Source organism: Pseudoalteromonas sp. A25 (genome assembly GCF_009176705.1).
Taxonomy (GTDB): Bacteria; Pseudomonadota; Gammaproteobacteria; order Enterobacterales; family Alteromonadaceae; genus Pseudoalteromonas.
Map to the genome: position 1 here is coordinate 1,748,538 of NZ_AP021846.1, position 11,792 is coordinate 1,760,329.

General features: G+C 40.0%; 11 protein-coding genes and 1 pseudogene. 9 read left to right on the top strand and 3 right to left on the bottom strand.

Annotated elements, in window-relative coordinates:
* Positions 1-9: 9 nt before the first annotated feature.
* From GDK41_RS07485 to GDK41_RS07505, 5 genes are all read left to right on the top strand, one after another.
* A complete protein-coding gene (locus tag GDK41_RS07485) occupies positions 10-357 on the top strand; it encodes a hypothetical protein (RefSeq protein ID WP_152085819.1) in 348 nt (115 codons plus the stop codon).
* A 137-nt stretch (positions 358-494) separates the two neighbouring features.
* On the top strand, positions 495-1,028 hold the full coding sequence (locus GDK41_RS07490) for a hypothetical protein (protein ID WP_152085820.1): 534 nt from the start codon (positions 495-497) through the stop codon (positions 1,026-1,028).
* Positions 1,029-1,125: 97 nt separating this feature from the next.
* The gene (locus GDK41_RS07495; RefSeq protein WP_152085821.1) at positions 1,126-1,530 is read left to right on the top strand and encodes a hypothetical protein; all 405 of its coding nucleotides are present in this window, start codon (positions 1,126-1,128) and stop codon (positions 1,528-1,530) included.
* A 107-nt stretch (positions 1,531-1,637) separates the two neighbouring features.
* Positions 1,638-2,540, top strand: a complete 903-nt coding sequence (locus tag GDK41_RS07500; protein WP_152085822.1) for a hypothetical protein — start codon at positions 1,638-1,640, stop codon at positions 2,538-2,540.
* A 98-nt stretch (positions 2,541-2,638) separates the two neighbouring features.
* Positions 2,639-3,289: a DUF4062 domain-containing protein gene (locus tag GDK41_RS07505; protein WP_152085823.1), complete on the top strand. Its 651-nt coding sequence runs from the start codon at positions 2,639-2,641 to the stop codon at positions 3,287-3,289.
* Here GDK41_RS07505 and GDK41_RS07510 read toward each other — a convergent pair.
* Positions 3,246-4,393, bottom strand: a protein-coding gene (locus tag GDK41_RS07510) for an IS3 family transposase (RefSeq protein ID WP_152085824.1) whose coding sequence is annotated in 2 segments (ribosomal slippage) — positions 3,246-4,156 and positions 4,156-4,393 — 1,149 coding nt in all. Because the reading frame shifts where the segments join, the coding sequence is not laid out codon by codon here. The two genes, GDK41_RS07505 and GDK41_RS07510, sit on opposite strands and share 44 nt — an antisense overlap.
* Positions 4,394-4,460: 67 nt before the next feature.
* A pseudogene (locus GDK41_RS07515) lies at positions 4,461-5,222 on the bottom strand (helix-turn-helix domain-containing protein); the annotation flags it as partial.
* 354 nt (positions 5,223-5,576) lie between these two features.
* Here GDK41_RS07515 and GDK41_RS07520 point away from each other — a divergent pair.
* A complete protein-coding gene (locus GDK41_RS07520) occupies positions 5,577-7,217 on the top strand; it encodes an SUMF1/EgtB/PvdO family nonheme iron enzyme (RefSeq protein ID WP_172971571.1) in 1,641 nt (546 codons plus the stop codon).
* A gap of 136 nt (positions 7,218-7,353) precedes the next feature.
* Positions 7,354-9,324 carry a winged helix-turn-helix domain-containing protein gene (locus tag GDK41_RS07525; protein ID WP_152085826.1) on the top strand — a complete coding sequence of 657 codons (1,971 nt, stop codon included), beginning with the start codon at positions 7,354-7,356 and terminating at the stop codon, positions 9,322-9,324.
* An 81-nt stretch (positions 9,325-9,405) separates the two neighbouring features.
* Here GDK41_RS07525 and GDK41_RS07530 read toward each other — a convergent pair whose 3' ends face one another.
* Positions 9,406-9,612 carry a hypothetical protein gene (locus GDK41_RS07530; RefSeq protein WP_152085827.1) on the bottom strand — a complete coding sequence of 69 codons (207 nt, stop codon included), beginning with the start codon at positions 9,610-9,612 and terminating at the stop codon, positions 9,406-9,408.
* Between the two features lie 348 nt (positions 9,613-9,960).
* Here GDK41_RS07530 and GDK41_RS07535 point away from each other — a divergent pair, with 348 nt between their 5' ends.
* Positions 9,961-10,935: a transposase gene (locus tag GDK41_RS07535; protein WP_152085828.1), complete on the top strand. Its 975-nt coding sequence runs from the start codon at positions 9,961-9,963 to the stop codon at positions 10,933-10,935.
* A gap of 273 nt (positions 10,936-11,208) precedes the next feature.
* Positions 11,209-11,691: a GNAT family N-acetyltransferase gene (locus tag GDK41_RS07540; RefSeq protein WP_152085829.1), complete on the top strand. Its 483-nt coding sequence runs from the start codon at positions 11,209-11,211 to the stop codon at positions 11,689-11,691.
* Positions 11,692-11,792: the final 101 nt, after the last annotated feature.

Genomic DNA, 11,792 nt, shown 5'->3' on the forward strand with positions numbered 1-11,792 from the left:
TAAGCACTGATGAACTCTGAGCAATATAAAACTATTTGCGAACAACCAAACGTATTTCGCTTACAAGATTTAAATGAAACCTTAGATTTATTACGTAAAGATAATATGCCTGAGGTTGCTTTAATTGCTAAGGCAATATTGAATCAAAAAGTAGAGAAGCCCCCTTTGCATAAAGGGGGCTATAAAACAGATTTCGTTGCATTAGAATTGTCGTTTGATGAAGTTGATGCTGTAGTAGGTATAGTTTTTGACGCAGAAGCCAGTTCCATTCAAGGAAATGGTGAGCCAACTTCAAAAACAGAAATTTATGTCCACTTAGCAAACTTGTGGTCAAATTATCGAGAGAGTATAGAGTAAGGTGCTTATAACAAGTTGCTCAAGTTCACTCTCTTCGTTCGTTGGGACAATTAACAGTTGGCTTGGCGCTTCGCGCAAATATAGCCAACAGTCAATTGCACCTTAGCAAAGCGTTATGAACCTATCAGGAGATAAGTGTGAAATTTAAGGCATTGGTAGTTATATTCTCGTTTCTTGCACTAACAGGGTGTGCTGCCACTTCATTATCAGAACAATCTTTTGGCACAAAGCTTCCGAAATATAAGAATACTACAAACCAAAATTTTGCAACTATAGAATTTAGCGCGGATAAAAAATATGAGACTGAGGAAGGTGTTCCTTTTAACGGTGAGCCTATTGTCTGCACGAATTCAGGGCTAAAAACAACCTTCAACGAAACTGAACGAAATACAATAATTAAAGTAGCAGCTAATGAGCCTATTACATTGACTTCAATCATAAAGTGGCACAATTCAGGCTGGGAAAAATCATGCTGGCCTTTTGTAAGCTTTACTCCTGAGCTTGGTGGTAATTATGTTGTAGTAAATGAGCGGATCGGTGGTAAAGGCATTTCTGCATTATGGACAGGCGTCGCTTTTCAATCTTGTAAGGTTTCAGTATATAAATTGGAGAATGACTTACCAATCGCAATTGAGGTTAAAGAAGTTAAACCAACTGGATGCGGTTCATAACAAAGTTGTTAACGCGGACAAAAATTAGTTGGCTTTGTTCGTGCCTCACAAATTTTAGCCAACTATTTTTAGCCAGTTACAACGGCGTTAGCTGCACATGAAGAAAACTTTACGAGCACTTTACCTTTTAGAATTTTTTGTAGGTTTTGCACCTTCAGTTCTAATCCTTTGTGTAGGCATAATCTTTAGCCCTATATATTTCGTTGGATTGTTTTCTGGTGCTCCTGAAGTCTTGCTATATTTGTTCTTGGTTATTTCTGGTTCATTCGGTTTTTGGGGTGCAATAAGTTTACTTACTTTAACCCTGCACCCAGAAAATGAGAATACAAGCCCATTTCGCCTACGTGTATATTTGTTATTAGGCTTATTGGCTTCGTTGATTGTAAGCATTTTTATTGTTCGTATTGATAACCCGTGGTCTTTTGTGTTTATTTTGCCATTCGTTGTAACTACTCATTTGGCATATAAACAACGGTATTACATAATGCAAAAGTGCAGCTAACAAGTTACTCAGAAGGACGCAAAACGCTTGGCTTGCGCTCCTTCGTCGCTAATTTTAGCCAAGCATTTATGCGCCCATTAGTAAGGCGTTAGCAATCAAGGAAGTTTATGGAGAATACTGAGAAAAAAACAAATTGGTTCGTCCGATGTATGATTGTTGCGTTTTGCGTTCTGATCGCCGCGATGATTACCTTTAGTTACTTTTATATAGAACCTAAAGGCGAAATTAATTCAGGTGTTATTACACTGTTGTCGCTTTTGCTTGTGTTGGTGTTATCAGAAAGCTTTGATAATTTCTCTATTGGTAAGCTGGCGTCCATATCTAGAGAGGTGAAGAAAAAGGGGCAGGAAGTCCAAAAGTTGGAAAAGGATAAAGCTGATCTATTAAGTCAGCTTATTACTATTTCGAACACTCAAAATCAGAGTCAGCAGCATACAAATGTTTATGGTGACTACCATGCATCCAAGGCTGCTACGGTCGAAAGAGCAACGGAACAAGAAGTTCAAGCACGAGAAACCGATGAAGAAGAGAGCAATAAATCATCTCAACGAGAATATAGAACTGACTGGCGTAAGATCGAAACTATGGCAATGGAAAAATACATTGCTAAAAAGGGAATTCACTCTTCAAACGTTATACCCGAAGCTAAACTTGTCACCCAATTTCATGGCATTGACCCTGTAAGCAACCACCAACCAATTTTTGATGGTTATTACAAAGACGATGATAAAGAAATTTTTGTAGAGTTTAGACCAAATCGTGGAATGCATCTGATGATGCGAGATCGCATATACATGATGCTTTCAAAACTAAATCACTACCAAAATGTTAAAGGCGTGAATACGCACCTTGATCTTGTCTGGCTGAACGTTCCGGATGAAGAATCTAGGCCGAAGTCTACTGAGAGATTTCTCCAAGACTTTGAGCCGGCAATTGCTTCAGGCCTTCTAAGAATAAGTGAAATAGATTTTACACAAGAAGAAGCAAATGAGTGTAAGCGTGAAGCTTGAAATTGCTAACAAGGCGCTGTTGCCGGACTGTTTTTCCGCTGCGCTCCAAAACATCCGCAAAGCGCGGCGTTAGATGATCATCAACAAAGGAGTGTACTTTGGCAAATCCTCGGGTTTTTATTAGTTCAACATATTATGATTTAAAGCATGTCAGAGCCTCTATGGATATATTTATTGAATCCTTGGGGTATGAAACTGTATTGTCAGAAAAAGGAAATATTGCTTACGCACCAGATATGCCGTTAGATGAATCTTGTTACAAAGAGATCTCTAGCACCGATATTTTTGTTTTAATTGTTGGCGGAAGATATGGCTCTGAAACTAGTGAAGGAGACAGAAAAAAAGATAAAGAGTTCTTTGATAGATACGAGAGTGTTACAAAAAAAGAATTTGAAGAGGCTAACAAGCGTGATGTACCAACCTATATTTTAATTGAAAGTAGTGTTTATTCTGAATACCAAACATATTTACGTAATAAGAAAAATGAGAATATATCTTATGCGCATGTTGATTCAGTGAATATATTCAAATTTATTGAAAAAATCCTTTCTCTCCCTAGAAATAATGCAACTAAAACTTTTGAAAAGTTTTCGGATATTGAAAGTTGGCTCAGAGAACAATGGGCAGGTTTATTTCGTGATCTTCTACAGAGAATGTCTGAACAAAAGAAATTTACTGAGCTATCTCTGGACTTCCCAGCTTTTACTAGACAGTTTTTAACTCAGAATAGTACGCTTCCTCAAACTTAGCAGGTGAAACACCGCCTGTGTGTGAATGGCGTTTTTTGGGATTGTAAAACATTTCTATAAAATTAAATATCTCAGCTTTCGCATCTTCTCGTGTCGAGTATATCTTACGCTTAATGATTCGTTTTTTAATCGTCGCAAAAAAGCTTTCAGCAACCGCATTATCATGACAGTTCCCAGCGCGGCTCATTGAAGGCACAAGATTATGTTCTTTCATAAATGCGAGATAGTCAGCACTACCGTATTGACTACCTTGATCACTATGCACCAGTATTTCAGTCTTCGGTTGACGTTGATAAACAGCCATCAACAGAGCGTTTATAACAAGGTGCTTATCCATATTTTTATCCATCGACCAACCAACTATACGCCTAGAGAATAAATCCATAACCGTTGCTACATATAAAAAGCCTTCATAAGTTCTAACATAGGTGATGTCGCTGACCCATGATTGGTTAGGCGCTGGCGGGTTAAATTGACGTGCTAATAAGTTATCTGCAATCCGCGATGTCTTACCGCTTTTAATATGACGACGTTTATACCCAATTTGCGCTTTAAGATTATGTTGACGCATAATCTTAGCAACACGATTTACGCTGCATTGCTCACCGGCTTCAAGCAAGTCTGCATGTATCCAAGGGCTACCGTATGTGCCGCCACTGGCTATATAAAACTCTTTAATGAGTTTTAACAAGCGACTATCTTCAAGCGCTCTATCACTTACAGGCTTTTTTAACCACGCATAAAAACCACTGCGATGCAGCTTAAAAAGGCGGCACATTGTAGTGATGGAAAACTCATCTTGGTGATCTCGGATGAAGCCGTACTTTACTCGGGGTTGCTGGCAAAGTACCTTGCGGCCTTTTTTAGAATATCCCGCTCCTCCGTGACACGTTTTAATTCAGCCTCAAGTTTAGCGATCCTAAGTTGTTCATCTGATGACTTAACCGATTTAGGTTTATCTGATAGCTGGCTGCGCCAGTGATATAAGGTTTTAGTACAAATACCTAGTCGTTCAGATACTTCTGTAACTGAATAACCACGCTCTGTGATTTGCTTAACTGCTTCGATTTTGAATTCTTGGGTATACCGCTTGCCTTTGCTCATAAAAAACACCTTTTATTAGAAGTTACAATGTAACTCATTGGGTGTCTAGCAAAGTCTGGGAAGTCCAAATTGCCAGATAGAGCTGATAATCATGGTGCTCTACCTTACCGCAATATTCGGTGCCTCGGTCAGTCAAAATGCGTAACATTGGCAACTCGTGTTGCTCGAAGTAAGGCAGAACCTTGTCATTGAGTATGTCAGCCGCAGTAATTGGTGTTTTGGTCGTATACAGCTTTGCGAAGGCTACTTTGCTGTAGGTATCGACAAACGTCTGTTGGTAGATACGCCCAACACCCTTGAGATTGCCAACATAGAAGGTATCTTGTGAGCCTAGGTAACCCGGATGTGCTGTTTCAATTTCACCGCAAGCTTCGTCATCGCTTTTCTTTTTCTCAAGCGCAGCGATTTGGCTATCGGTGAGGATAATACCTTCGTCAGCAACTTTACCTTCTAGAGCTTTTAAGCGTTTCTTGAAGTTCTCTAAATCGTGGCGTAACCAGATTGAGCGAACGCCACTGCCTGAAACAAAGACGCCTTGTTTACGCAACTCATTGCTAGTTCTGTGCTGGCCATGAGCTGGGTAATCGATAGCGTATTGAACCACTGCGTTCTCAGTAACTTCATCTACACGGTTTTTAATGTTTGGCGATCTACGACTTTTATCAATTAACGCATCCAAGCCACCGTCCTCTACTAGCTCTTGGTATCGATAAAATGTATCTCTTGAAACGCCCATGACTTTACAGGCTTTTGAAACGTTACCTAGTTCTTCTGCAAGATTAAGTAATCCAGTTTTGTGTTTTATAATTGGGTTGTTAGTATGCAACATGAGAGTTACCACCTTTTAGGTTGTTTTGATTAAAAGATTCGACACCTTTATCAAAACGGGTAACTCTCAATTTTTCAAATCGAAATGTCAGATCAAGTCGAGACTAATTCAACTTAATTCACTTACCTGATAGCAGGCTCTTTTGGCAAATACTTTTTATGCTTAAAGAGCCGATCCACTCTCAGTATTTTTAAACTGATTATATTTAATATAAAGTTATACGCTAAAAATTCTAAAGTTACTGATTTTATTGCTTAAATTAACTAAAATAAATTTTTTAGAAAATTAATAAGATTCAAAAAGGTGCGTTAACTACTGTGTATCCAACAACAAAATAGTGTTATGGAGCACAGAATGAATAATAAAACTCTTCCAATAATCATGGGCATATGGTGCGGCCAAGCTCTCGCCGGTGGCAAAGCCGCGTTCTTCGAGCCTCCTACAGCGAACATTCCCGCAGGGAGTTTTATGGCAAAGGACCATACAAATAACGAACGCTACAAGGTGAATATGGTGCCGTTTCAAATGGCTAAATATGAGCTAACAGTGGCTGAGTTTCGCAAATTTGTAGAAGATACTGGCTATCAGGTGCCAACTACGTGTAATCATAAAATAGGGCCTCGTTGGTTTGGTACCGGCGAAAAAGATGGTACTTGGAACAATAACTTTTTTAACCTTTCAGAATATCATCCTGTTGTATGCATTGGTGTAAAAGGCGCTGAGGATTACGCTGCTTGGTTATCTAAAAAAACCGGTAAGCGATACCAGTTAATGTCGGAGGCGCAGTGGCTTTATGTGATGCGCACCGGTGGATATGAAGAATACGTGTCAGAGCAGGGCAAAAAGCGCCATCAGGTATGTGAAATAGCAAATTTAGCGGACAGGCATGCAAAGGCAATGACGCAAAAAATCTATCAGGCTCCTTATACGCCGATTTACAAGATTGAAGACTGTACTGATAGAGAAATTTTGTCAGCCACGGTTGGTTTGTATAAAGCCGACAAATATGGCGTGCATGATTTGCTTGGCAATATTCAAGAAGTAGTGGCTGATTGTTACGCTGATGGCAAGCAAAGATTTGTGCAAGGTGGAGCGGCTGTAAGCGCACAAAACTGCACATCTCGCATAGCAAAGGGCAGCAGCTGGCATTGGGAAGTACCAGATCTTGATAAGCGTGTCGAAATGCCGGAGGACTTCCTTGCCGCAATAGAAGGCTTTCGCTTAGTGATAGATACTCAAGGGAAAGAACAACCTGCACAATCAGGCAGTGTAGAGTTTGTTACAGGGCTGAGCAAAGCCCAGCAACAAGTAAAAATAGTCCATGCGCAAATAGCCGATTATCCACACCAAGTGAAGGCGCTCACTATTAAAGATAAAGGCACGGAAGTTGTTTTAAATTGGCAAGAAAGTACCGCTAATTTGGGGGTAACGTACAAAGTGCTTCGCCAAGATCTTTTAACCAATAGTGAGCAAGTCATAGCTCATGGGATCAGCTCAAATCAATATATTGACCAAGAGCCAGTTAAAAACAAAGCGAGGTATAAAGTTTTTGCTCAGTTTGGAGAGCGTGAAGGCTTAGTTTCAAACACCGTTGATTCTAATGTGCAACATGTTCACGTTTTACCCGCTCGTATTCAGGGCGAGGCATTCAGTCAGGGTGAAAAAGTGACTGTCCACAATTCTATTTTTGAGCCCAAACAAGACTCTATTTATGTTAACGTGCGCAATACCCGAGCCGATTATCGTATTTCGGTGAGTAAAGCAGGTAAATATACCTTGCAACCAAGGGTTTTTCACGATGGTAGCGCGCTCTCCTTTCGTTTGTACTTGAATGATCAATTACTCAAAGAGATCTCAACAAGTGGCGAAAGTGGTTGGCAAACCCCTAATAAAGTACTCGTAACTTTACCAAAAGGTCAGCATACGCTTTCTGTGCAGCCATTGGGTGAAAGAACGCAGCTGTCGCTAAATTGGATTGATTTGAAAAAGCTATAGCACTGGCGACTAATACCACGTTAGTCAAACTCATGATTGAATTCAGCCCTGATTACTGTAGTCTTAGGTGGTTTTGGGCTGTTTGCGAGTATTACTGCCATGTTAATTACAATTATGCACAAAGGTTTTCTATAACATGATCCAGTTTTTAGAGTATGAGTTTGATGAATTACAAACTATCTTGTTTAAGGCTGGGGAAATAGTACCGCTCAACAGTACCCAAACCAAACTGCTTGCATTATTCATTGCTCAACCAAATAAAGTGCTCAGTAAAGATGATATTTTGGAGCAGGTATGGCAGGGAAAAGTGGTGTCGGAGCAGGTTGTTTTTCAAAATATCAGCCAATTACGGGCGATTTTAGGAGAGGCATCAATCAAAACTTTTCCTAAAAAAGGTTACCAATGGCAGCTAACATTAACTTATTGCGAAAACACCAGTGCGCACAATAACACCAAGCCAAAAGAAAGCACCGCAACCAACCTTATGGACGCTTGTAAAACGCCGCCGCCATCGCCTTCAGAGTCTATACAAATGCCTCAAGCAGCTAAAGCGGTGCGTCCGAAAAAGACAAGCTATGTTCTGGCTATAGTTTGTAGTTTTTTGCTTATAGGCGTTGTATTTAGCTTATATTGGGCTCAAGGTCATAAGCCGAGCAATCACGCAATTACGCCACAGCCTCTATCAGACACCAATATTACCCTTGCTTATATCCCTTTTACTGCTGACAGCCCACGCCATTTTGCCAAAGAACTTGAGCAACTAAACGCTCAGTTTGATTTTGTTGATGCTAGTTTAAATGCTGACACTCGTGAGTTTATAAACTCGCCGTTTATGCAATATCAGCACTTTGGGCTAACAAAAGGATTAGCCTTTACGGGCGTTTTGAAAAGCAATGGTGATGGCGCGACAGCCAAACAGCGACCGTATTTACTGGAGCTAGTAATACAAGGTCCACATAGAAGCTGGACAAGTTATCTCTACGGCGCGTCTATGTCTGATCTGGTGAGGCAAAGCAAGGCGCTTATAACAACACTGTCGCATAGCAATTATTTTAATCAAAAAAGAGACTCTCTGCTGTCGTCTGAATTAACCTTAATTAATGAGAGCTTAAATGGTTCTTTGCATGCCTTACCCATATTAATTGAGCACCTTATCGACGAAAAACGCTTTGACGCTGCAAGCGGTAACATTGACTTACTTTTATCGCAAAGCGAACTCACGCATCCGCTTTATTATGGCTATGGGAAATGGTTAAAGGGGCGTTTATTACAAGCCAAACGCGACTCGGTTAATGCGCAAACTTATTTTGAACAGGCTGATTTATTGTTTTTGGATGCCAATATTTATGACTTGCAAGCTGAAGTGAATAAATCTATTGCAGAGCTTGCACACACGGTGGCGCACACCAAAGAGGACTATGAATTTATTCGCCATCATTTATACAAAGCGGCGAGTTTAGCTCGGCTAGGTAAAAAGCCTGTTGCAGAGATCCGTGCATATACTTTGCTCTCTATTAAGGCAAGTAAGTTTGGCCTTAAAAAAGAGCGTATGGATTACTTGATACAAGCAAAAACCTTGTTGGCGGAGTACCACCTAGACGACTCTCACTACATGCTGCCGATGTATCATTTTGCATTATTTGCTGACACGCTCAGTGAGCGAATTAAGTTTTATCAGCTTGTGCTAGATGCCCCAGTCACGCCTGATAATTATTGGGTATTTTTCTCATCCGCAGATGCGCTTTCGCAAATCTATTTAAAAGAAGGGCAGTCAGAAAAGGCACTTGCGGTAATACAAAAAATAACTGAACCCGCGCGCTTAGCATGGTTACAAGCCAAATACTATAGAGAGCTTGCAGACACCGACAAAGCAATTGAGCATGCCAAAACAGCCTTCAATCTTGGCCGAGGGCAACATGTTGTTTGGATTGGCCTCAATAGCGCATTGATGCTACTTGAGTTACAGCGTGATGAGAGAATCAGTCAAAGTCAGGCACAATACAGGGAGTTTATCGTTAATCATGCCACTGAGTGGTGGCTAGACTGGCGCAAGGACAGACTTGCAAAAGTGGGCATCATGGTCACTGAGCAAATGGCTGGGTTATAGAGATAACTAACACAATAGGGAAAGTGAACAGCATTAGATTTAGGATAAAGTGCGTAAATCTAATGCTGCTGAAGTGGCCCATCAATTATAACCAAGTACGCAGGCTTCATCCCTATTCGCCTCGGTAGTCTCTCCCATAAACTGCTGATTCAAGCTGTGTAACATAGTTTCTTGAGCTGATACTATACTGAGTACTTGCTTGCGATAATCATGAGAGCTGTTGAATAACTGAGCGTTTAGCTCTGGATACAGCGCTTTTAGGTTTGCATAGATGTTTTGTGTATACATAGTGAATGCCTCTTAGGTTTATTAGCTTCATAAATGTTGTTTGCACTGTGTGTGCCAAATTTAACTCTCTGATTTATATTGATTTGACCTGAGCCTCTGCTTTTTAAGGTCATTTATTTGTAATTTGCGAACGATTTTAAAAAAGCGTTTTGGTTTAAGCTGGCAAGTTTGTTGTGACGGCACGAAAACACAAAAACACAAACACACAAAACAAAAACAACTTGGGACAGTCACTCTAATTTGCAAAAAACAACTTGGGACAGTCACTCTAATTTGCATGTTGAGCTGTCTTGTCTAAGCTTTTAGTTCTTCAAAATCATTTCAAATTCTAAGTTCAAGGAGTGAACGATGGGATTAGCAAGGAAGCGACAAATCAGTTTGTCAGATATCCCTTATTATCATTGCGTTTCACGTTGCGTGCGTAGGGCATTTTTGTGTGGTAAAGATAAGCTTACGGGTAAATCGTATGAGCATCGCCGAGGCTGGGTAGAAGACAGGTTACTATTTTTAGCACAGGTATTTTGTATTGATGTATGTGCTTTTGCGGTGATGAGTAATCACACCCATGTGGTGCTTTATGTAGATGATAAAAAAGCCCAAAGACTGAGTGATAAAGCAATACTACTTCGTTGGCATAAGTTGTTTAAAGGCTCAAAACTTGCCCTTATGTACTTAAAAGGCGAGCACTTAGACGAAGGCCAACGCTTCTTTTTAAACAAAGAGATAAAAGAGTACCGAATTAGGCTATCAAGCATTAGTTGGTTTATGCGTGTGCTGAATGAAAACATAGCGCGTAGAGCCAATAAAGAAGATAAATGCACAGGCCACTTCTGGGAAGGACGATTTAAAAGCCAAGCTTTGCTAGATGACGCAGCACTGATGGCCTGTATGGCCTATGTTGATTTAAACCCCATTAGAGCCAAGATGTCAAAAAGCCTGGAAGAGTCAGCTCATACGAGTATAAAACAGCGCTGTGAGCATGCTAAAGCAGGCAAACAACCCAAACAACTGGCACGCTTTGCAGGCAGCCCCAGAAAACACATGCCAAAAGGCCTACCATTTGAGCTTAAATCGTACTTAGAACTTGTTGAACTCACAGGCAAATGCATTCGTACAGACAAGCGTGGCTACATAGAGCAAAATGAAGCCCCCATTCTACAGCGGTTAAACATACAGGCCAAAAACTGGATAAAGCTGACAACGCAATTTGAGAATGTATTTCATGGCGCAGTGGGTAAAGCGCACAATCTTGATGCGTACTGCGCGCGACAGCAACATAAACGGCGACGAAGTATTAAAAGTAGTGAAGCGCTATTTGCATAAAACCTTACCAACTAATTACTGCCAATAACAATGCTTGCAAACGAGTAGGGGGCGTTGTGCTTAAAGTGTGGAGACAGACTCAAAATTATTGGAGTTGAAATAATAACTAGTCAATTATAGGTACATTTTGCTAATGTAGGGCTGAAAATAAGTTGTGGGGCTTAGTAAAAGCTCGTCTAGCTGTTTACTTTATTATTTTTAAAATACTATTTTGAAATGACTGTCCTTTCTTTTTTCTTTCTTTTCAGTTGTGTATCGTAGTATGGAGATAAAATGAACATAGAAGTAATGATTGCAGATTATTTGAATAACCAACATGCTGATGATGTTGGTTTTCTATTGAATAATTACGCTGAAGATCCTATGGGGGGTGGTGCACCTTTATCAGATTTCATAAAGCAAAATCTTGCGGTGGAATTATCTAAAATTCCACATGCATTTAGCGTTATTTGCTATGTGGATGGTAAACCTGCTGGATTAATTAATTGTTTTGAAGCGTTCTCAACGTTTAAATGTAAACCTCTTATAAATATACACGATATTGTAGTAGTAAAAGAATATAGGGGTCTTGGTATTAGTCAATCTATGTTAGCTAAAGTTGAAGAGCGAGCTAAAGAAAAAGGCTGTTGTAAAATCACATTAGAAGTTTTAGAGGGTAACGAGGTCGCTAGGAATTCTTATATGAAATTCGGCTTCGATGGTTATGAACTCAACCCTGAAATGGGTAAAGCTTTGTTTTGGCAGAAGATGATTTAAACACCTACATATGAATCTTCTCCGGTTAAGTTAGAAGCGCAAAGATCTTTGTGGACAGTCCTATTTTTTATAATGACTGTCATTTCTTTCCTTCTTCTTTC